This window comes from Polynucleobacter sp. UK-Kesae-W10 (assembly GCF_018881575.1).
GTDB lineage: Bacteria > Pseudomonadota > Gammaproteobacteria > Burkholderiales > Burkholderiaceae > Polynucleobacter.
On record NZ_JACVQB010000003.1, the window covers coordinates 60,585 to 81,327 of the forward strand.

Below are 20,743 nucleotides of genomic sequence, written 5' to 3' on the forward strand. Positions count from 1 at the left end.
GTTTGCAATGGAGCCGGTAACGTTTTCTGAGAGTGGTGGCATTCGCTATCTTCATTTTGGTAGCGAGCTTATCCAAGGCGCAATGCGTATTCGCGATCCAGATGAGATATACCTAGAGTACAACCAGCAAATGATGGCCTGGCTACTATTTTTAGAAACCAAGCCAGGTATGAAAATTGCACAATTGGGCTTGGGTACTGGCGCATTGGCTAAATTTCATCATCGCTATTGCCCAGCAGTCAAAACGACTGTTGTAGAACTTAATCCAGCAGTGATTGTTGCTGCCAGATCCATGTTCTTTATGCCAGATGACGACCGTAGATTGGAAACCTTGCAGGCTGATGCCAAGGCCTTTGTTCGGGATCGTAAAAACAAAGCGCAATTCGATGCAGTCCAAGTAGATTTATATGATGCGATATGTGATGGGCCAGTTGCTAGCTCATTAGACTTCTACAAAGGTTGTTACGACATCTTGAAAGGCCCTGGTGTCATGACGGTGAACTTATTTTCACGTCACAAAAGTTTTGATGTGAACTTAATGAACATCTGCGAAGCCTTTGATAATCGCGTGCTGTTATTTCCCGAATCTCACGATTGCAATGTAGTTGCTATTGCCTTTAAAGGCCCAAAGCTGGAAGCCGAATGGAAAGATGTATCCAAGCGTGCAAAACTTATACTCGAAAAAACAGGCCTACCTACAAACAAATGGGTCTCTGGTATCAGCCGAGAAAATGCCAGACAAGAAGATAAGCTGTCGATTTAATAATGGGCAGCAAAAGAAAAAGGCGATCATTTGATCGCCTTTTTTATTTCCCCAGAGTAATTCTGGGAAGTGCCTCGATTACACAGTTACGGTATCGGCTACGTCGCTAAATGACTTGAGCTTATCAAAACTCATGTATTTGTAAACCTCACCAGATTTGGCTTCAAGGGCTTTCACTTGCTCCAAGTATTCGCTAGGAGTTGGTAAACGTCCGAGAAGTGCTGCTACAGAGGCTAATTCAGCTGAGGCTAAATAGACTCGTGTATCAATACCAAGACGGTTAGGGAAGTTACGTGTAGATGTCGACACCGCTGTGGAACCTTTGCGGATCTGCGCTTGGTTGCCCATGCACAGTGAGCAACCAGGACTTTCCATGCGCGCACCAGCTGCACCCAACATACCGTAGTAGCCTTCTTCCATCAAAATCATGGCATCCATCTTCGTTGGAGGGGCTACCCATAAACGGGTTGGCATGTCTTTCTTGCCTTGCAATACCTGACCTGCAGCGCGGAAGTGGCCAATATTAGTCATGCATGAACCAATAAAGACTTCATCAATCTTGTCGCCAGCAACTTCAGACAAAACTTTGACGTCATCTGGATCGTTCGGGCATGCCAGAATCGGCTCTTTGATTTCATCGATATTGATTTCAATGATCTCTGCATAGTCTGCATTCGCATCCGCTTTCAACAGCTGAGGATTTGCAATCCATGCTTCCATAGCCTTGATACGGCGACCTAAAGTGCGCTTATCTTCATAGCCATTAGCAATCATCCACTTCATCAAAGTGATATTCGATTGCATGTACTCAATGATTGGCTCTTTGTTGAGGTGAACTGTACAGCCGCCAGCGGAGCGTTCTGCAGATGCATCAGACAATTCAAATGCCTGCTCAACCTTCAGATCAGGCAGACCTTCAATTTCCAAAATACGGCCAGAGAAAATATTTTTCTTGCCTTGCTTCTCAACAGTAAGCAACCCTTTTTTAATTGCGTACAAAGGAATGGCGTTTACTAAGTCACGCAAAGTGATGCCAGGCTGCATCTTGCCCTTAAAGCGAACCAATACAGACTCAGGCATATCTAAAGGCATTACACCAGTCGCTGCCGCAAAAGCAACCAAGCCTGAACCAGCGGGAAATGAGATGCCGATTGGGAAGCGAGTATGACTATCGCCCCCAGTGCCGCATGTATCAGGCAATAGCAAGCGGTTTAACCAGCTATGGATAACGCCATCACCTGGACGCAGGGCTACACCGCCACGATTGGTCATAAACGGTGGTAATTCGTGCTGTGTACGGATATCAACTGGTTTTGGATATGCAGAGGTGTGGCAGAAAGATTGCATTACCAAATCAGCAGAGAAGCCCAAGCATGCTAAGTCTTTCAACTCGTCACGTGTCATTGGACCAGTAGTATCTTGTGAGCCAACTGTTGTCATGCGAGGCTCGCAGTAGGTGCCTGGGCGAACGCCTTGGCCCTCTGGCAAACCACAGGCGCGACCAACAATTTTTTGGGCCAAGCTAAAGCCTTTTTTGTTGTCAGGTGGGCTCACTGGCAGACGGAATTCAGTAGAAGCTGGTAAACCTAAGGCAGCACGCGCTTTGGCTGTAAGGCCACGACCAACGATCAATGGAATACGGCCACCGGCACGTACTTCGTCCAGGATTACTGGAGATTTCAGTGAGAAGCTGGCAATCTCTGTGCCGTTCTTAAATACTTTACCTTCATATGGGCGCAGCTCAATTTCATCGCCCATATTCATCTGGGAAACATCTAACTCAATTGGCAATGCACCGGAGTCTTCCATGGTGTTAAAGAAAATCGGAGCGATATTGCCACCAAGGCAGACCCCACCAAAACGTTTGTTAGGAACAAACGGAATATCTTGACCAGTCCACCAGAGAACAGAGTTTGTAGCAGATTTACGTGATGAGCCGGTACCAACAACGTCACCAACGTAAGCAATCTGATTGCCTTTTTTCTGCAGGGCGGCAATTTGTTTCATTGGGCCGCGCACACCAGATTCATCTGGCTCAATCCCTGGGCGTGGGTTCTTGAGCATGATCGTTGCATGCAAAGGGATATCGGGACGGCTCCAAGCGTCTGGGGCTGGAGATAGATCATCCGTATTGGTTTCGCCAGTCACTTTAAAAACTGTTAACTTCATGCTTTCTGGGACGGCAGGGCGGCTAGTGAACCACTCGGCATCAGCCCAGCTTTGCATTACTGCCTTGGCATTGGCATTACCTTTTTCTGCAAGCTCTTGAACATCATTGAAGTAGTCAAACATCAAGAGTGTTTTCTTTAATGCTGCTGCTGCTGCAGCGCCACACTCGGCATCAGCTAAAAGCTCAACCAAGGGTTTGATGTTGTAGCCACCAAGCATGGTGCCTAATAATTCGGTTGCCTTAATGCGGGAGATCAAAGGTGATTTTTCTGTACCCTTGGCAATAGCATCTAAAAATTCTGCTTTTACCTTAGCAGCATCATCCACTCCGGCTGGTACGCGATGAGTAATTAACTCTAATAGTTCCGCCTCTTTACCTGCTGGTGGGCTTTTGAGCAACTTCACCAGTTCTGCGGTTTGATCCTTGGTTAAGGGGAGGGCTGGAATACCGAGAGCTGCACGTTCAGCAACTTGCGCGTTATAGGCTTCTAACATTGTGTTTCCTATGAGGTAAAAGTGATCAATAGAAAGGCCAAATTGGGATTTTCACCCGATTTCGCTCATTATAGTTACTTAATTAAGTCTTATATAAGAGTTTAAACCCTAAGAAATTCATCGGGTAAATATATGCCTATTTTTTAGGCAAATGCCTGAATAGAGAACTTAAACGACCTGCTCCTCTTTTAGAGCCCAAACTAAAGCCACCACCCAGCCAATGAGGGACCAGCCCAAAAAGAGGTTTAGGGCAAAAATGGCACCGGTATTAGCCCGTTTCTTATTGAATGCAATGGCAAATGGCAAAAAGTAAAAAAGGGACAGAATGGTAATGATTACAGCAAATAGAAGTCTCATAGTCCTTGCTTTTCTCTAATCCAGGTTTGGGTTCGTCCCAGCAGGGGGATGCCAATATAGGCCCGCAGGTCCAATTTAGAGCCCTGATCTTTAAGTTTCATCTCGGCACGGTAGATTTCTCCATCATCTGGATCTAGGATCAGGCCGCCGGAATAGGAGTCACCAGCCTTTTTCAGGCCAGTCAAAATTTCCATCCCAGTAATTGGCTTGCCTTTGCGATTATCAGTACATTTATCGCAAACTAATGGGGCGCTTGGGTCCAGAATCTTCAAAATAACCCCGGAATAAACACCATTTTTTTCAGAAATCTGGACAATCGCTGCCGGTTGCTGGGTGTCATCATCAAAGGTCTTCCAGATCCCGGTGATGGAGTCTGGCGTCTGGGCCAGTATCTTCCATGCCCATAGACTGAGCAGCAGGGCAATTGAAGGAATAAAAGGGCGTTTTTTCATAGCTTGTAGCGATCTTACCCTTTTTGTTTTTGCAAAATCCACCATTGCTATCGTTATAATTACTTTTTCCAACAGAGCTTAAGCGATGACCAAATACGTTTTTGTCACTGGTGGTGTGGTTTCTTCTTTAGGGAAAGGAATCGCAGCTGCCTCGCTTGCCGCGATTCTCGAATCCCGCGGCCTGAAAGTCACCCTCCTAAAATTAGACCCTTATATCAACGTTGACCCGGGCACTATGAGTCCACTCCAGCACGGAGAGGTTTTTGTTACCGAAGACGGCGCCGAGACCGATTTAGATTTAGGTCACTATGAGCGCTTTGTTTCAGCAAAGATGCGTAAGAGTAATAACTTCACTACTGGTCAGATTTACGAGTCCGTCATCAGCAAAGAACGTCGCGGCGAATACCTGGGTAAAACGGTACAAGTCATTCCGCACATTACTAATGAGATTCAGGCATTTGTAGAGCGTGGTGCCAAAGCAAGTCATGATGGCAAAGCAGATGTTGCTATTTGCGAGATCGGTGGAACCGTTGGTGATATTGAATCACTTCCATTTCTTGAGGCTGCAAGACAAATGAGTCTGCGCCTGCCATTGCATAGCTGTGCCTTTGTTCATTTAACCCTTGTGCCTTTTATCTCTAGTGCGGGCGAACTGAAAACCAAGCCAACCCAGCACTCAGTTCAAAAATTACGTGAGATCGGTATCATGCCAACCGTCTTGCTTTGTCGCGCTGATCGCCCGATTCCGGATGACGAGCGCGCCAAGATTTCTTTATTCTCGAATGTACGAGAAGAGGCTGTGATTTCTGTTTGGGATGTGGATACGATTTATAAAATCCCGGAAATGCTTCATGCCCAAGGAATGGACGATTTAATTTGTCGTGAATTGGAGTTGAATGCCAAGCCAGCCGATCTATCAGTTTGGGCTAACTTAGTTTATGAGTTAGCAAACCCAAAACACGAAGTGACGATTGGTATGGTTGGTAAGTATGTAGAGCTCACTGAATCTTATAAGTCCTTGATTGAAGCATTACGACATGCAGGCATTCACACTCATACAAAAGTCAATATTAATTACATTGACTCTGAAGTAATCGAAAAAGATGGAACTGAGTGCCTTAAAAAACTCGATGCCATATTAGTGCCGGGTGGTTTTGGTAAACGTGGTACTGAAGGCAAGATTGCCGCCATTCGTTATGCACGTGAAAACCAGGTTCCTTATTTAGGTATTTGTTTGGGTATGCAGTTAGCGGTGATTGAGTTTGCTCGCCATGTTGCTCAAATTGGACAGGCAAATAGTACTGAGTTTGATGCTGAAACAGAGAGCCCGGTTGTTGCTCTCATTACTGAATGGCTAGATAGAGAAGGGCGAGTTGAAACACGCACTAACGACTCCGATCTGGGCGGCACTATGCGCTTGGGTTCGCAACGTTGTCCTGTAAAAGCCGGTACCTTGGCGCATCGTATCTATGGTGCCGAGGTAAATGAGCGTCATCGCCATCGCTATGAAGTAAATAATGTCTATGTACCTAAGCTTGAGCAATCCGGTTTGATCATTTCTGCTAGAACGCCTAATGAGTCGCTCCCTGAGATGATGGAGCTTCCGGATTCAATGCACCCTTGGTTCTTTGGTGTGCAATTTCATCCTGAATTTACGTCTACTCCGCGTGATGGTCACCCACTATTTTCAGCCTTTATTAATGCAGCATTAGTGCATCAACATGCTGCATTAAAAGAGCCAGCTTAAGGAGCGCTATGAGCACATTTAAGCTTTGTGGTTTTGACGTTGGCCTTGATCACCGATTCTTTCTCATCGCAGGGCCTTGTGTTATCGAGTCAGAGCAGTCTGCTATTGATATTGCAGGCGAGCTTAAAGAAATTACTGGTGCTCTAAAAATCCCTTTTATCTACAAGTCTTCTTTTGATAAGGCTAACCGCTCCTCCGGAAACTCTTTCCGTGGTCTGGGCATGGAGAAGGGTCTTGAGATTTTGGCTAGGGTCAAGAAGGAAGTGGGAGTCCCCGTTCTAACGGATGTGCATGACATTAGTGAAATTGGACCCGTTTCCCAAGTCGTAGACGTTTTGCAAACCCCAGCATTTCTCTGTAGGCAAACTGACTTTATACGCGCTTGCGCCCAAAGCGGTAAGCCGGTGAATTTTAAAAAAGGGCAATTTCTATCCCCTCAAGAAATGCTGAATGTTGTGGAGAAGGCTCGTTCTGCTGCAGCTGAGAAAAATCTTGCGGATCAATTTATGGTTTGCGAGCGCGGCGCATCGTTCGGATACAACAATCTGGTTTCAGATATGCGCAGCTTGGCGATTTTGCGTGAGTCTGGTGCCCCTGTAGTATTTGACGCTACTCACTCAGTGCAGTTGCCTGGTGGCCAAGGAAGTTCTAGTGGCGGACAACGTGAGTTTGTGCCTGTTTTAGCCCGCGCTGCTGTTGCTGTCGGTATTAGCGGACTTTTCATGGAGACGCATCCAGATCCTGCTAAAGCACTGTCGGATGGCCCTAATGCTGTTCCACTGCATCGTATGAAGGAATTATTGGAATCACTCGTGGCAATTGATTCAGTAGTTAAATCCAGCGGTTCTTTTTTAGAAGATAGTCTTAAGTAATTAGCTAACCCCATTTCATATTGTTTTAAGGAGAAGGTGCATGAGCGCCATTGTTGACATCATTGGTAGAGAAGTTTTAGATTCACGCGGCAACCCAACAGTAGAGTGCGATGTACTACTGGAATCAGGAGTGATGGGGCGTGCAGCTGTGCCATCGGGCGCTTCTACAGGCTCTCGCGAGGCGATTGAATTGCGTGATGGTGACAAGTCTCGTTACTTAGGTAAAGGTGTCTTAAAGGCGGTACAGAACATCAATGTAGAGATTGCTGAAACCATTCTCGGTTTAGATGCTAGCGAGCAGGCGTTCTTGGATCACACCTTAATTGAGCTTGATGGTACGCACAATAAAGCACGCCTTGGTGCCAATGCTACTTTGGCCGTATCGATGGCTGTTGCCAGAGCAGCTGCAGAAGAGGCTGGCTTACCTTTATATCGTTACTTTGGTGGATCTGGTGGCATGCAGTTGCCGGTGCCTATGATGAATATTGTGAACGGCGGTGCACACGCCAATAACAGTCTCGATATTCAAGAATTTATGGTGATGCCAGTTGGTGCCCAAAATTTCCGTGATGCATTGCGTTGTGGGGCTGAAATTTTCCATGAGCTCAAAAAAATTATTGGCGCTCAGGGAATGCCCACTACGGTTGGGGATGAGGGTGGTTTTGCTCCTAACTTTAAAAGCAACCAAGAGTGTCTACAAACAATCATGAAGGCCATTGAAGGCGCTGGTTATCAGGCTGGTGAAGATGTTCTCTTGGCCTTGGATTGCGCAGCTAGTGAGTTTTACAAAGATGGTAAGTACCACTTATCAGGCGAAGGCTTGCAACTGACTTCTAGCGAGTTTTCTGACTACCTAGGTAATTTGGCAGATCAGTTTCCAATCGTATCGATTGAGGATGGCATGCATGAGAGCGATTGGGATGGCTGGGCTGACATTACCCAAAAACTCGGAAAAAAAATCCAATTGGTTGGTGATGATTTGTTTGTGACCAATACACGAATTTTGAAAGAAGGTATCGAAAAGGGCATTGCCAATTCGATTCTGATCAAAATCAACCAAATCGGCACGCTGACAGAAACCTTTGCTGCAATCGAAATGGCAAAGCGCGCTAATTACACTGCAGTCATTTCACATCGCTCTGGTGAAACTGAAGACAGCACCATTGCTGATATCGCAGTAGGTACCAATGCAGGACAAATCAAGACGGGTTCTTTATCTCGCTCTGATCGCATCGCCAAATACAATCAACTGTTGCGTATTGAAGAAGATTTGGGTGATGTAGCGACTTATCCTGGTAAGTCAGTGTTCTACAACCTCAAGCGCTAAAGCCCGATGCGGATTGTCATCTATTCAATGCTGGTATTGTTGATCGCAATCCAGTACCCCTTATGGCTGGGTAAGGGTGGGTGGCTAAAGGTCTATGAGATGGAGAAGCAGGTTGAGCTTCAAGAGGCTAAAAATAGTCTCTTGGCTCTCCGCAATGCAAAGCTCGCTGGTGACGTTAAAGATCTGAAAGATGGTACTCGAGCAATCGAAGAGCGCGCCCGTGTTGAGCATGGATTAATCAAAGAAGGCGAGTTCTTTGTGCAAATACTACCGACTGAAAAATCTGCAGCTGTTACTCCAACCAAGCAATAAATCAAGATGCGTTAATGATGCGTCGTTAGTGACCGCTGGATGGTGGACGTGTTGCGTCACTTAAAAGATCTGTTTTAAAAACTTGCAAACAGTCTACTGCGTCAAAACGGTATGGCTTGGCGCAAAAATCGCAAATCGTTTCAACAGTGCCTTGTTCAGCGAGGATGCTTTGTACCTCTTCCTCACCGAGCATCCTCAAAACGTCGGCTACCTTAGTGCGCGAACAGCGGCATGCAAAGCGAATGGGCCGCGGCGGAAAGCTTCTAACACCATTGTGTTCAGACTCCTCTAGAAACAGGCGACGTAATATAGTTTCTGGCGTAAGGGTTAAAAGCTCTTCGCTTGTAATGGTCTCACCCAGGGTTTGTATGCGTGACCAACCCTCAGCTGCAACTTGAGGATCTAAATGGGCATGGCCGCCAGAGTCTGGCAGGCGTTGCAATAATAGGCCGCCGACCATGTTGTCGTTCGAGGCGAGCCAAATTCTAGTTTCGAGTTGCTCTGAGTTCTGCATATACAGCGCAATTGCTTCCGCAGCACATGAGACAGGCTGCACTCGATTGCCGCGATGTTCTTGTAGAGCAACTATGCCTTGGTAAGGGGGCTGACCAGGCTCTCGCTTGGCGGGATCTAAAGTGATGACTAGTCGACCAGTATTGCTGGCGTCCAATAACTCTCCCAAACTTGCGTTATCAGCGATTTCTTCAGGTTCTACCGATAGTTTTACGGTGGCGCGCATAGAAAGATCGGATTTGCATTCGACGACAAGCAATTGAATTGGGCCCTTACTTTGGGCCTGAATGATGAGTGTGCCGTCAAACTTCAGGCTAGCACTTAGCAGGGTGGCTGCACCCACAAAATCCCCTAAGATACGACGCACTGCGGGCGGATCATTCCGGCGCTCCAAAACGGCCTGCCAGGCTGATCCAATCGATACTATTTCCCCGCGGACTGGGGCGCCATCGCACATAAATACCAGTAGTTCATTCATAACGTAAAGTATCCACGTTTTTTGAAATTGGCGTCATTTTTGCCTGACCTGAGATAATGTCAACTATGCATATTCGTACACGTTTCGCCCCTAGTCCCACGGGCTTTATACATCTGGGAAACCTGCGTAGCGCTCTTTATCCGTGGGCTTTTGCTCGACACAATCAGGGCGATTTCATTTTGCGCATTGAAGATACTGATTTAGAGCGCTCTACACAAGAAGCTGTCGACGTCATTATCGAAGGCATGGCATGGCTAGGTATGGATATTGATGAAGGTCCAATCTATCAAATGCAGCGTATTGATCGCTACCGTGAAGTCATTAAACAAATGCTTGATGCTGGTTTGGCCTATCCGTGCTACATGAGTGAGGCTGAGCTAAATGCATTACGAGATGCTCAAATGGCCAATAAAGAAAAGCCGCGCTATAACGGCTTATGGAGGCCCGAACCGGGTAAGGTGTTGCCACCGATTCCGGCTGATGTAAATCCGGTGATTCGTTTTAAAAATCCTATTGGCGGCTCAGTCGTTTGGGATGATGCCGTTAAAGGTCAAATCGAAATTTCTAACGATGAGCTCGATGATCTTGTTATTGCTCGTCCTGATGGTACGCCGACTTATAACTTTTGCGTAGTCGTAGATGATCTGGATATGAAAATCACCCATGTAATCCGTGGCGATGACCACGTGAACAACACCCCCCGTCAGATCAATATCATGAAGGCTTTAGGGGGTACACCCCCCATTTATGCTCATCTCCCGACCGTCTTAAATGATGCAGGCGAAAAGATGAGTAAGCGCAATGGTGCGATGAGCGTGCGCGATTATCAGAAGGCCGGCTATCTTCCCGAAGCCATCTTGAATTATCTTGCAAGATTGGGTTGGTCTCATGGTGATGCGGAAGTATTTAGCAAAGAGCAGTTTGTTGCTTGGTTTGATTTAGACAGTCTTGGCCGCTCTCCAGCGCAACACAATCCCGAGAAACTACTTTGGTTAAATCATCAGTACATTCAGCAAGCCGATCCTGCAACATTAGCTGAGGCTACAAAACCTTTTGCCCACGAATTGGGAATGGATACAGAGCAGGGGCCAGACTTTGTACAAGTGGTCAATCTCTTAAAAGATCGCGCTAATACTTTGATCGAAATTGCTGAAGGTGCGAAGTTGTTTTATCTTCCTGCACCACAGTTCAGTGCTGAGCAAATCGCTCAAAACATTCCGGAGGCCATTATTCCTGCGCTTAAGGACTTGATTGCGGCAATTGCCCAGGCTGAACCCAAAAAGGAGGCTTATAGCGCCGCTTTTAAACAGGTTTTAGCCCAGCACCAGATCAAAATGCCAGCCCTGGCCATGCCGGTTCGTTACGCACTTTTTGCAACAACTCAGACCCCAGCCATTGATTCTGTATTGGTAGTTCTGGGTAAAGACGAGGCTATAAATAGGCTCTCCAGGGTCGTCTCTTAAGCAATTTGCGCACTTGCACAAAAATAGGCTAAAATCTTGGATTGTTTTGAGTGTCTTGTAGTTTTATCGCGAGATTTCGGGGGTATAGCTCAGCTGGGAGAGCGCTTGCATGGCATGCAAGAGGTCAGCGGTTCGATCCCGCTTATCTCCACCAAGTATTCAAGGCATTAGTAGTTGCAGTAGTCCAGGTCCCCATCGTCTAGAGGCCTAGGACATCACCCTTTCACGGTGAGTACGGGGGTTCGAATCCCCCTGGGGACGCCAGTCTTTCTGGTAGCAGTAAATAGTATGAAGCGACGCAATTTGGAGCGGTAGTTCAGTTGGTTAGAATATCTGCCTGTCACGCAGAGGGTCGCGGGTTCGAGTCCCGTCCGTTCCGCCAAATTCAAATAAAAAAGCCTCCGTTAGGGGGCTTTTTTATTACCTATTCGTATCCCACTCTTAGCTTTAAGACCTTGCGGTTGTCGTGGTGACCTATATCGACAATGTGTCTTTCAACTGCGCTGGTCTGGGAGATGAAATGAAGTACTTCGTTTAGAACGATCTCGCGTTCATTATCAATTGTCACAATGTGATAGCTGTTACCTAGCCAAATAACGCGGCGCATTTCTGCTCTGCATCGGCTTAATATTTCTTCTGCAGACCAAATAGAGCAAGTGTCATCTTCCACAGATTGAATAACCAGTAGTCGCGCAGTGAGTTGATGCAGCCCATCATGAGCGGCAGACATTAAGCCCTTAGCTTGATGAAGGTGTTTGGCAGAAATTGAAGATGCTCCGACTTCAGATACCTTTGAGGTTTTAAATTTGTCCGCAATTCTGCGTCGTAAATCAATATTTTTGACTCCGAAAGGTTCTCGCTCTGAGTACTCCCAGTTTCTGAGTCCGCACAGATACAAAAGATCCAGCATAGGGCGATACCAAGGAACAGACCAGCCATCATATTTCAGAACAGGGGACATCAACACTAGTGAGGCAATATCGGTTCTTTGTGAGGCAACTACCGTTGCTAGGGTTGCTCCCATGCTGATGCCAGCAATGTTGATAATTTCATACTCATGCCGTTTTTCATCAATAATTTGGTGAAGACGGCTAATCCAGGTTTTAAAGTGGCTTGCAGGCTCACCAAATAAAAATCCAGGGACCTCTGGGATTAGAATGTCGTGGCCAGCCGCCTCTAAGAAGCGTGGAAGCTGACCGAGCTCCATGCCGCTGCCATTTAAGCCGGGAAGGAGGATGGTTAAATCGTGTTTTTCAGGTATTTTGTTGTCTTCTAACATACTAGATTTAGCTTTATTCTAATTATTGAGTTAGCATACACTGAAGAACACTAAATCATGAAACAAAACCTTAATTCCAAACGCTGGTGTAGTAATAAAGCCGCAGGCTATGGCGTAACTGTCTTCGGTGTGTTGGTGGCTTTTGCGCTTCGTTATGTGCTGCATCCTTATCTTGGTGGTTCATTGCCGCTATTTTTCTTCCAAATTAATACGATTGTGATCGCCTTCCTTTTTGGAATTGGGCCTGCACTTTTTAGTATGGCTTTGAGCATGCCGTTTCTGATGTTCTTCTTTATGGAGCCCTTTGGCCAATTTACGGTGATTGATAGCCGCGATATCACCACACTCTTTGTCTACTTATCCTATACGCTACTGACAGGTGTATTGGTCGAGCTCTTGCGACGCGAGCAGTACAACGCTAAATTAGCGGTATTGGTCAGCGAAACTCGTTTTAAATTGATGGTTGAAGGCGATCAAAAAATGCGCAACTTGCTAAAAAAGGCTGCGTCAAAGTCACCCACGCTGGAATAAGTAGGGTTCTCGCTACCCCTGACCTGATGGTTATTCAGGTCAAGAGTAGGGTGGAAAAGCTTATTTCTTTGGCGATGTAATTGAAGCTGCCATTGCATCGTAGTAAATCACTTTAACTTGCTCACCAACGTTAACGTCCGTTAATAGGGCCGGATTTTTTACGGTTACAGTGGTAATTTTTCCACTTGGGCCTTTTACGGAAACCAATTTCTTGTCGCGATTCACCTCGACGATGTCAGCGATGATGGTGGTCTTGTTCGCGATCTTTTCGGAAGGCTTTTCGTTTGCCTTGGATTTGGTAACTGTATTGGTTTCTACTTTGCTACGAATACCGTCACTCTTTGTCTTGATTAACTCAATGGCAACAGCCATTTGATAGGTCACGCTTAAATGATCACCTTTTTTAATTTGATCAAAGTTGGTGATCTCTGGACCAGCGACAAACTTGGACTCACCTTCTTTATTTTTAAAAGTAATAGTGCGCTTCTTTTTATCTACCTTGGTTACATCACCTTCATACAGAAGGTAGCTGTTATCAACAGCTGCGGCATCAATCACAACAGGTTTATCTGGAGAGCCATTTGCGGGTGCCGTCTGGGCGAAAACGGGTGCAGCACAAGCAAAAACGGTGGCAATCGCTAAAGAGATCTGTGTAATTTTCATTTTTAATATTTTCCTTATAGATAAAAGTATCTTATTTCAATATTAGCCTATTTTTGGCAGATATTAGCCTTCGAATAGGTGTGATTGACCTGAGAGCGGAATCAACTTCTTTGTTAAGATCCTTTCTAACCAATTTTTACTGCTTAAATGCTTCCAGGTGCCCTTATTGGCAGTCGATGGGAGAAAAAGACTAAAACATAGAACGGAGATCAATGATGAGCAATCAATTGAAAGTGGGCTTTATTGGGCTAGGAATTATGGGGGCGCCGATGGCGGCCCATCTAGTTAAAGCTGGCCATCAGGTGTTTGTTCATACCCGCTCTAAGGTACCTACTGATATTGCCCAATCTACCGCCATTCCATGTTCTAGCCCACAAGAAGTTGGCGAAAAAGCAGACATGATTTTTACAATGGTTCCAGATACACCGGATGTTGAAAAAGTTTTATTTGGTGATAAGGGGCTTGCGCATGGATTGTCCAAGGGCAAGATTGTGATTGACATGAGCTCTATTTCACCCATTGCCACGAAGGAATTTGCAAAGAAGATTAATGCGTTAGGCTGCGACTATCTTGATGCACCGGTTTCTGGTGGCGAGGTTGGGGCAAAGAATGCCACGCTTTCCATCATGGTAGGAGGTGATGAGTCTGTATTCCATAAGGTAAAACCGGTCTTAGATTTGATGGGCAAGAATATTAATTTAGTCGGCGCAAATGGCGATGGTCAAACTGCCAAGGTTGCTAATCAGATTATTGTTGCACTCAATATCGAAGCGGTTGCTGAAGCGCTGCTATTTGCATCCAAAGCAGGTGCGGATCCTGCCAAGGTACGTCAGGCCCTAATGGGCGGCTTTGCGGGATCGAAGATTCTTGAGGTACATGGCGAGCGCATGGTCAAACGTACGTTTGATCCGGGATTCCGTATAGAACTTCACCAAAAGGATTTGAGCTTAGCTCTCAACAGCGCACGCGCCTTAGGCATCTCTTTACCAAATACTGCTACTGCACAAGAGCTGTTTAATTCTTGCGCAGCTCATGGAGGAAAAGCTTGGGACCACTCGGCAATGGTCAAGGCCCTAGAGACACTCGCTAATTTTGAAATTGGACAAAAGGCTTCATAGAAATGGCCTCAACATTATTGGTGTATCTGCACGGCTTTCGTTCTTCGCCTCGCTCCAGCAAGGCTGTTATGACTCAAGAGGCTGTTACTGCGTTATCTAGCAAGGAAAATCCGATTGAATGGTATTGCCCTCAATTGCTTGCGTCTCCTAAAGCTAGTATGGAGATGGTGGAATCGCATATCCAAAAATCTACTGCTGATCGTATTGTTGTCATTGGATCCTCATTGGGTGGCTTCTATGCGAATTACTTGGCTGAGAAATATAAATGTAAGGCGGTGGTCTTGAATCCGGCTGTGTACGCGCCCAAAGAATTGGCCCCACATGTTGGCATGATGACTGCTTACGATAGTGATGAACCTTTTGATTTTCGCCCTGAATACATCGAGGAGCTGAATTCGCTTCAAGTGAATCAGATTCACAATCCGAAAGCCTATTTTTTGATTGCTGCCAAGGGTGACGAATTGCTAGATTGGCGTGAAATGGTCCAGTTTTATTCTGGAGCCCATCAACTGGTATTGGATGGTAGCGATCATGGCATCGCCGATTATTCAGATCACCTGCCAAAGGTACTCAACTTCATCACAGGACAGCCTGCCTAACAATTGCTAGCGGCACACTTCTTCTGTAAGATGTTTTCAAGATCAAGCCGCCTGATTTGATCTTGAAAGGAGAGATTGTGCTGAGCATCTTGAAATTGGACGCCGGCGGCATTCCTCAGGGTTGGGTTAATGCCGAGGAAGCCACCAAACATTACGCTGAAAAAAGTGTCTTGTGGACTCTGGGCGAGCCAATCATACAAATGCGCGGTGGAATCTCACGCGCTAGCGGCTTTCAGTCCTTAATTGAGTTGCACTCTATTATTGCCATCAGAGGCACTGCCAAAATTAATTTGTTTGATGTAGTGCCCGTGATCACGAAGCACAAGCTTTTTAAACGTGACCGTGGATTATGCGCATACTGTGGTGATGCTATTCATGAAAATCAAGCGGAAGCTGAACACATTATTCCTAATAGCCGTGGCGGAAAATACTCTTGGATGAATCTGGTCATCTCTTGTAGACCCTGCAATCAGCACAAAGGTAACCGCACACCAGAACAAGCTGGAATGGATCTTTTGTATACCCCATACATGCCTAGCTTATATGAGGATATGATTTTGAAGGGTCGAAATATATTGGCCGATCAAATGGATTTTTTGGCCGCCAATCTTCCCAAAAATAGCCGCCTACTTGATGCTTATATCCGAGAAGTGAATTAGTGATTTTCAATGTTGATCCCCATATCCGCATCAAGTCATGGCGGATAGTAATACTCGCATTGGTTTTGTCCTTATTTGGGCACTTCATCTTATTCTTTGGCATCCCTTTTATTTCATATAGCCCCCCAATAGATATTCCCGATGATTTAATTATTCGGACGGAACTAAAGGTTGAGCCTCCTAAAAAAATTCAGATGGCCCAACGGCCAAAGAAAAAGCCGTTTGAATCTAAATCACTTACCAATACGCAGAGCAATGTTGATGCACAAAGCGAGCAGGGTGGTGCCTTCAATCAATCTGGTGTGGCCTTTAAGCTTCCAGAATCTGGCACTCTTTACTACGACTCCTATGTAGATGGACAAAAATACCAAACGGGTGAGATTGATTGGATTAATGAGGGGAATTCATATCATCTCTATGTAAATATTCCTTATGCGTTTGTGGGTCCCTTTGTCTTTGAGTCGCGAGGTACAGTTGATCCTTATGGGATTGCACCGGCAATTTATTGGTCACAACGCGGCACTAAGCCGCCACGGTATTCACGCTTTGATCGAGATGAAAAAGGAGCAGGGCAGATGTTTTTCTCCGATAAGCCGGACTTTACCCCACCCATACTGCCAGGCACTCAAGATCGTTTTAGTTTGATGTTTCAGCTTGCATCATTACTCAATGGCGATCCCAAGACCGATGAGGCTGGCAGTATTCGCGCAATACCGGTAGTTGACTACAACACGCTAGAGATGTGGCAATTTAAAAGCTATGGTGAGGCGGTATCAGAGGACATTCCTAGTCTTGGGAAGTCTGTAAATCGACATTACGCCTTAATGCAGCGTGAAAATGACCCGTATAAACGTCAAGTAGACATTTGGTTGGCTAAGGACCTGGAATGGCTTCCTGGGCGTATACGCTCTCAAGAATCCAATGGTCGGATCCTAGAGCTCGTATTTAAGCAAAAGAACCCCATTGCATTAAAACCCCAATCTATCGCCAATTAATGGCGCTTGTAGTCATCCTTAGGATCGCTGCTATTGCTATTGTTGTGTCCAAGTAAGGCGCCCATCATCGTATACAAAGCAGCGCCTGACATTGAGACTGCAAAAATTCCAGAAAACGAGATGATTATCGGCAATATCCGCCATTGCTCGGATAGTTTGTAGTCACCATAACCAACGGTGGTGTACATTTCGCCAGCAAAGTAAAAGGTTTGAGGGTTGGTTGGAAAGACTTTGAGTGCAACGCAAATGTATGCCCAAATCACGATTTCGCCCAAATGAATGGCTATTACCAGCAGGATGGCGATGAAGTACGACAAAAAGCTGGCGCCAAATATCCGTCTCCGGGTCATGACGTTATCAATGGCATGAAAAGCACCCGCAATTGCCAATACAGCCACTGCATGCAACGCCAGCATTAAGCAGGCGGAAACGACCATAAACCAGATCTGGCCATTACCCATATCAGTGTTAATTTCATTAAATAGCGTACCAAAGCTGGGTAGGTCAGCGTTATGAATGATATCGATGAGGAACATATTGAATGGCTTAATTAAGGATAGTGGCTAGATGAATATCTTGTTTGACATAATAATGATTATACGCAGATAGCAATTATGAGGCTTTGGTAGGAAGTCCCTTAATCGGCCCTACATAAGGCTCCTTATATAGCTTAAGCCAACGTGACTTTAGGCCATTGGCTATCCATGGCTTTTCATAAATTTCAGCAATATCAATGGCTGAATAACCCTGCGTATTGCGCAATCGAATATCAGCGCCTTTATCTAGCAATAGTTTTACGAGGTCTTCATTGCCAGACTGAACTGCCATCATTAACGGCGTGCTGCCATTGATGCTGATGGAATCCACATTGGCTCCATTAGCAATTAAAAATTGAGCGACCTCTAGTTGGCCACGTGTACAGGCGTAATGCAATGGCGTCCAACCAATATGGTCAACCATGGCCTTATTCGTTAGTACAAGCGTCTTGACCGTAGGTAAATCACCCTCAATCGCAGCAATCATGAGTGGTGTTTCGCCATACTTATTAGACAAATCAACATCGATATTTTTGTTTTTCAAGAGGAATTCAGTGACCTTGGTCGACTTTTCCTGAATTGCTAAAACCAGCATTGGATTGCCTTTGGGGTCGACGGTATTGGGACTAACACCTTTAGAAATAAGAAGTTTGACCTCTGAAATGTCGTCAAACTTGGCGGCTTTTGTGAAATCGGTAATTTGATCTACTGTTTGCCCAAAAACAGGCAAACTGATGCATGTGACTAGAACAAGTATCGACTTTTTAAACTTAAATAAGTTTTTCATCAATGATCTCTATCTATATGAAAACATTGATAAAAATTTCTTGAAGTTTGTAATGCAAGCTCTTCAAGCGGTATCTGCTTTAATTCCGCAATAAATTCACCAACCTTAGAAACCCAGGCGGGTTCATTCGTTTTTCCACGGTATGGAATTGGCGCCAAATATGGTGAATCAGTCTCAATCAGCATTCTCTCCAGAGGAATTTGCTTGCAGGTTTCCTGAAGTTCTTTGGCGCTTTTAAAAGTAACAATCCCAGAAAAGGAGATGAAAAACCCCATTTCCATCGCCTTTTGAGCTACATCGAGACTCTCGGTAAAGCAATGCATTACCCCACCAATCTTGTGTGCACCCTCCTCTTTTAGGATCCGAATAGTATCTTCCGAGGATGAGCGGGTGTGGATGATCAATGGCTTTTTGGTAGCAAGCGATGCTCTGATGTGGGTTCTGAAGCGCTCACGTTGCCATTCCATCGATTCATAGCTGCGATCGCCCATGCGGTAGTAGTCCAGACCCGTCTCCCCAATAGCAATAATTTTGGAGTGCTGGTTGGCGGTGCTGATCAAGAATTCAAGGCTTGGTTCGGGTGTATCTTCATAGTCCGGATGAACCCCTACAGAGGCGTATAGATGTGGGTGGTCTTGCGCCAGCCTTAGTACGTTTGGAAAATCAGGCAGGTCTACGGAGACGCAAAGTGCATGACTGACTCTCGCGGCATGCATATTGGCCAGCACCTCTGGGAGGCGGCTCTGAAATTCCGGGAAATCGAGGTGGCAGTGTGAGTCGATGAACATGACTCTGCATTTTAATCTGCAATACGATAAAGCAAGGCTTACTCAGTCATTTGGCTACGCTTCAAACACCTGTTGATATTGAGAAAGTAGTGCCTCTAGTTGAATGCGATTCGCCAGGGGGTGATTTTCAGAGCGACGAGCCTGGACCAGGGATTTCCAAAACTGCAGTAATTTAGGCTGCCTAGCCTGCTGCGCCAACCCCTTCAAGGTTGAAATGTGCTTTGGATAGTAACGCGGATTTCCACCTTGCGATACAAGCTGTAGATCAGATATCCAGCGTTGCATCGTAGCCAATAAAAATGAATACTGCACCTTATGGATCTTTTCAGCTGACTCTAGCCATGCGATGCGGCCCCCTTGAGCCATGGATTGCAGCAAGAAGCGAGACGCCGCAATTGCCATCGTTAGCTCGTCTTTATCGTCCTTGTTATGTCTGGCAATGAGCGACTCTAGAACAGCATATGGGGCCCCTCCCTGCTCGTCATAAATGCTTTCAACATCAGCCTCATTCATTTTGATGCCTGGTATTTTGCCCAGTGTTGCTTTTACCCACCCCAATCCTTGTTGACGATCTGGTCTTGGAGCGTTAAGCAAACGGCATCGAGAGCGAATCGTGGGTAATACGCGATCTACTCGATCAGCCAGTAAGATAAAGATCGTATTAGCAGGAGGCTCTTCGAGGGACTTTAATAAAGTATTGGCGGAGTCTGAGCGCAGCATTTCAAGCGGGTAAATCAAGATCACACGATTGCCGCCACGATGAGAACCTATAGAAAGGCTTTCAATAGCGCTGCGGGTTTCTTCAATAGAAATATTTTTTTTCTCTTTTTTTTCTGTTGCATCAGAATCAGAGTCATCGCGAGTGGACTTGCCTCTTTTAGGCGCGTCATCCCCCTCATAGTCGGCATGGGGCAAAAGCTTGCGATGCGTTTCTGGGACTAAGGCTATAAAGTCTGGGTGATTGGCAGTGCGAAACCAGTGGCAGGCTTCACAATGGTTACAGGGCTTACTCTCAGCCGGGGGTGCTTCGCACAAAAGCGCCTGAGCAAGTTCTACAGCAAAAGCAAACTTACCAATACCTGATTGACCATGCAACAAGATTGCATTGGGGAATCTAGAAAAATCTAAGCTAGACCATAAGGCCTGCAACCAAGGTGCAACTTGATGGTTGGTTTGGGTGGGAATGCTCAGATCACTCATTTATAAATCAAGTTTTAGCGACTGCAGTTCACCCCAAATCACTTCAGGAGTTTTAGTAGCATCCACAATATGAAAACGCGCCGAATCCACTTTAGCTCGACGTAAATATTCTTGGCGAACCTTCTCAAAAAAAGACAGGTCCATCTTTTCAAATTTATCAGGCGCCCTAACCTTGGATCGTCGAGCTTCAGCCACCTCGCCGGGCAAGTCAAACAAGATTGTTAAGTTGGGTTGAAGTAATGAGCCGTCTGGTCGTCCCTGGACCCACTGCTCAAGGGCGTTTAATTTTTCGAGTGAAAGTCCTCGGCCCCCGCCCTGGTAAGCAAAGCTAGCATCAGTAAAACGATCAGAGACCACAACTTTTCCGGCCAGTAATGCAGGTTCAATAATTTGTGCAATATGTTCACGACGCGCTGCAAACATCAAGAGCGCTTCGGTCTCTAAGTTCATCGGAAGATCCAATAGCAACCCGCGCAATTGCTCACCTAGGGATGTCCCTCCGGGTTCTCGTGTGACTACAACTTCACGATCAGGATGGCGTTGTTGCAACAATTTACAAAACGATTCGATGTGGGTACTTTTACCCGCACCATCGATGCCTTCAAAGCTGATAAAAAATCCAGGATATATAGAGGTCATA

The 20,743-nt window shown here is 45.8% G+C and carries 22 protein-coding genes and 3 tRNA genes; 14 read left to right on the forward strand and 11 right to left on the reverse strand.

Annotated elements, in window-relative coordinates; translation table 11 throughout:
* Positions 1–7: 7 nt before the first annotated feature.
* Complete coding sequence (locus ICN24_RS08035; protein WP_216222804.1) at positions 8–763, forward strand: spermidine synthase; 756 nt, start codon at positions 8–10, stop codon at positions 761–763.
* A gap of 78 nt (positions 764–841) precedes the next feature.
* Here the strand turns inward: ICN24_RS08035 and ICN24_RS08040 are convergent, their stop codons facing one another.
* The 3 genes from ICN24_RS08040 to ICN24_RS08050 all read right to left on the reverse strand — a co-directional run bounded on the left by ICN24_RS08040 (position 842) and on the right by ICN24_RS08050 (position 4,308).
* Positions 842–3,427, reverse strand: a complete 2,586-nt coding sequence (locus tag ICN24_RS08040; RefSeq protein WP_216222805.1) for a bifunctional aconitate hydratase 2/2-methylisocitrate dehydratase — start codon at positions 3,425–3,427, stop codon at positions 842–844.
* 168 nt (positions 3,428–3,595) lie between these two features.
* Positions 3,596–3,784 carry a superinfection immunity protein gene (locus ICN24_RS08045; RefSeq protein WP_216222807.1) on the reverse strand — a complete coding sequence of 63 codons (189 nt, stop codon included), beginning with the start codon at positions 3,782–3,784 and terminating at the stop codon, positions 3,596–3,598.
* On the reverse strand, positions 3,781–4,308 hold the full coding sequence (locus ICN24_RS08050) for a DUF2147 domain-containing protein (RefSeq protein WP_255532617.1): 528 nt from the start codon (positions 4,306–4,308) through the stop codon (positions 3,781–3,783). Before ICN24_RS08050 ends, ICN24_RS08045 begins: the two co-directional genes overlap by 4 nt.
* A 13-nt stretch (positions 4,309–4,321) precedes the next feature.
* Between ICN24_RS08050 and ICN24_RS08055 the strand changes: the two genes are divergently transcribed.
* Genes ICN24_RS08055 through ftsB form a run of 4 tightly spaced genes read left to right on the forward strand, consistent with a single transcriptional unit; the run spans position 4,322 to position 8,494 of the window.
* Positions 4,322–5,983 carry a CTP synthase gene (locus ICN24_RS08055; protein WP_216222815.1) on the forward strand — a complete coding sequence of 554 codons (1,662 nt, stop codon included), beginning with the start codon at positions 4,322–4,324 and terminating at the stop codon, positions 5,981–5,983.
* 8 nt (positions 5,984–5,991) lie between these two features.
* Positions 5,992–6,855 carry a 3-deoxy-8-phosphooctulonate synthase gene (gene kdsA / locus ICN24_RS08060; RefSeq protein WP_216222818.1) on the forward strand — a complete coding sequence of 288 codons (864 nt, stop codon included), beginning with the start codon at positions 5,992–5,994 and terminating at the stop codon, positions 6,853–6,855.
* Positions 6,856–6,895: 40 nt separating this feature from the next.
* Positions 6,896–8,182 (forward strand): phosphopyruvate hydratase, encoded by a 1,287-nt coding sequence (eno, locus tag ICN24_RS08065; protein ID WP_216222819.1) that lies wholly within the window; start codon positions 6,896–6,898, stop codon positions 8,180–8,182.
* Positions 8,183–8,188: 6 nt separating this feature from the next.
* Positions 8,189–8,494 carry a cell division protein FtsB gene (gene ftsB / locus ICN24_RS08070; RefSeq protein WP_216222820.1) on the forward strand — a complete coding sequence of 102 codons (306 nt, stop codon included), beginning with the start codon at positions 8,189–8,191 and terminating at the stop codon, positions 8,492–8,494.
* A 25-nt stretch (positions 8,495–8,519) separates the two neighbouring features.
* Here ftsB and ICN24_RS08075 read toward each other — a convergent pair whose 3' ends face one another.
* Positions 8,520–9,485, reverse strand: a complete 966-nt coding sequence (locus ICN24_RS08075) for an Hsp33 family molecular chaperone HslO (RefSeq protein WP_216222821.1) — start codon at positions 9,483–9,485, stop codon at positions 8,520–8,522.
* Between the two features lie 56 nt (positions 9,486–9,541).
* Between ICN24_RS08075 and gltX the strand changes: the two genes are divergently transcribed.
* The 4 genes from gltX (at position 9,542) to ICN24_RS08095 (ending at position 11,330) form a co-directional block, all read left to right on the forward strand.
* Positions 9,542–10,948: a glutamate--tRNA ligase gene (gltX, locus tag ICN24_RS08080; protein WP_216222822.1), complete on the forward strand. Its 1,407-nt coding sequence runs from the start codon at positions 9,542–9,544 to the stop codon at positions 10,946–10,948.
* A 78-nt stretch (positions 10,949–11,026) separates the two neighbouring features.
* Positions 11,027–11,102: transfer RNA gene (locus tag ICN24_RS08085), tRNA-Ala, on the forward strand.
* A gap of 34 nt (positions 11,103–11,136) precedes the next feature.
* Positions 11,137–11,212 (forward strand) — tRNA-Glu (locus tag ICN24_RS08090).
* Positions 11,213–11,253: 41 nt separating this feature from the next.
* Positions 11,254–11,330 (forward strand) — tRNA-Asp (locus tag ICN24_RS08095).
* Positions 11,331–11,372: 42 nt separating this feature from the next.
* Here ICN24_RS08095 and ICN24_RS08100 read toward each other — a convergent pair.
* Entirely contained in the window at positions 11,373–12,227 is an 855-nt protein-coding gene (locus ICN24_RS08100) for a carboxylesterase (RefSeq protein ID WP_216222823.1), read from the reverse strand.
* Between the two features lie 57 nt (positions 12,228–12,284).
* On the opposite strand from ICN24_RS08100, the gene ICN24_RS08105 reads away from it, so the two are divergent.
* Positions 12,285–12,758, forward strand: a complete 474-nt coding sequence (locus ICN24_RS08105; RefSeq protein ID WP_216222824.1) for a DUF4118 domain-containing protein — start codon at positions 12,285–12,287, stop codon at positions 12,756–12,758.
* Positions 12,759–12,818: 60 nt separating this feature from the next.
* On the opposite strand, the gene ICN24_RS08110 is transcribed toward ICN24_RS08105, so the two are convergent.
* Complete coding sequence (locus ICN24_RS08110; RefSeq protein ID WP_216222829.1) at positions 12,819–13,421, reverse strand: hypothetical protein; 603 nt, start codon at positions 13,419–13,421, stop codon at positions 12,819–12,821.
* Positions 13,422–13,633: 212 nt separating this feature from the next.
* Between ICN24_RS08110 and glxR the strand changes: the two genes are divergently transcribed.
* The 4 genes from glxR to ICN24_RS08130 all read left to right on the forward strand — a co-directional run bounded on the left by glxR (position 13,634) and on the right by ICN24_RS08130 (position 16,792).
* Entirely contained in the window at positions 13,634–14,539 is a 906-nt protein-coding gene (glxR, locus tag ICN24_RS08115; RefSeq protein ID WP_216222831.1) for a 2-hydroxy-3-oxopropionate reductase, read from the forward strand.
* 2 nt (positions 14,540–14,541) lie between these two features.
* Positions 14,542–15,138 carry a YqiA/YcfP family alpha/beta fold hydrolase gene (locus tag ICN24_RS08120; protein WP_216222832.1) on the forward strand — a complete coding sequence of 199 codons (597 nt, stop codon included), beginning with the start codon at positions 14,542–14,544 and terminating at the stop codon, positions 15,136–15,138.
* Between the two features lie 56 nt (positions 15,139–15,194).
* The gene (locus ICN24_RS08125) at positions 15,195–15,797 is read left to right on the forward strand and encodes an HNH endonuclease (RefSeq protein ID WP_255532618.1); all 603 of its coding nucleotides are present in this window, start codon (positions 15,195–15,197) and stop codon (positions 15,795–15,797) included.
* A gap of 194 nt (positions 15,798–15,991) precedes the next feature.
* A complete protein-coding gene (locus ICN24_RS08130) occupies positions 15,992–16,792 on the forward strand; it encodes a DUF3108 domain-containing protein (RefSeq protein WP_255532619.1) in 801 nt (266 codons plus the stop codon).
* On the opposite strand, the gene ICN24_RS08135 is transcribed toward ICN24_RS08130, so the two are convergent.
* From ICN24_RS08135 to tmk, 5 genes are all read right to left on the reverse strand, one after another.
* Positions 16,789–17,328: an ion channel gene (locus ICN24_RS08135; RefSeq protein WP_216222834.1), complete on the reverse strand. Its 540-nt coding sequence runs from the start codon at positions 17,326–17,328 to the stop codon at positions 16,789–16,791. The genes ICN24_RS08130 and ICN24_RS08135 overlap by 4 nt on opposite strands.
* Before the next feature lie 76 nt (positions 17,329–17,404).
* Complete coding sequence (locus ICN24_RS08140; RefSeq protein WP_216222835.1) at positions 17,405–18,115, reverse strand: ankyrin repeat domain-containing protein; 711 nt, start codon at positions 18,113–18,115, stop codon at positions 17,405–17,407.
* On the reverse strand, positions 18,115–18,903 hold the full coding sequence (locus ICN24_RS08145; RefSeq protein ID WP_216222836.1) for a TatD family hydrolase: 789 nt from the start codon (positions 18,901–18,903) through the stop codon (positions 18,115–18,117). The genes ICN24_RS08140 and ICN24_RS08145 overlap by 1 nt, the downstream gene beginning before the upstream one ends.
* Positions 18,904–18,957: 54 nt before the next feature.
* On the reverse strand, positions 18,958–20,103 hold the full coding sequence (locus ICN24_RS08150) for a DNA polymerase III subunit delta' (protein WP_255532620.1): 1,146 nt from the start codon (positions 20,101–20,103) through the stop codon (positions 18,958–18,960).
* On the reverse strand, positions 20,104–20,742 hold the full coding sequence (gene tmk, locus ICN24_RS08155) for a dTMP kinase (protein ID WP_216859925.1): 639 nt from the start codon (positions 20,740–20,742) through the stop codon (positions 20,104–20,106).
* Position 20,743 lies beyond the last annotated feature (1 nt).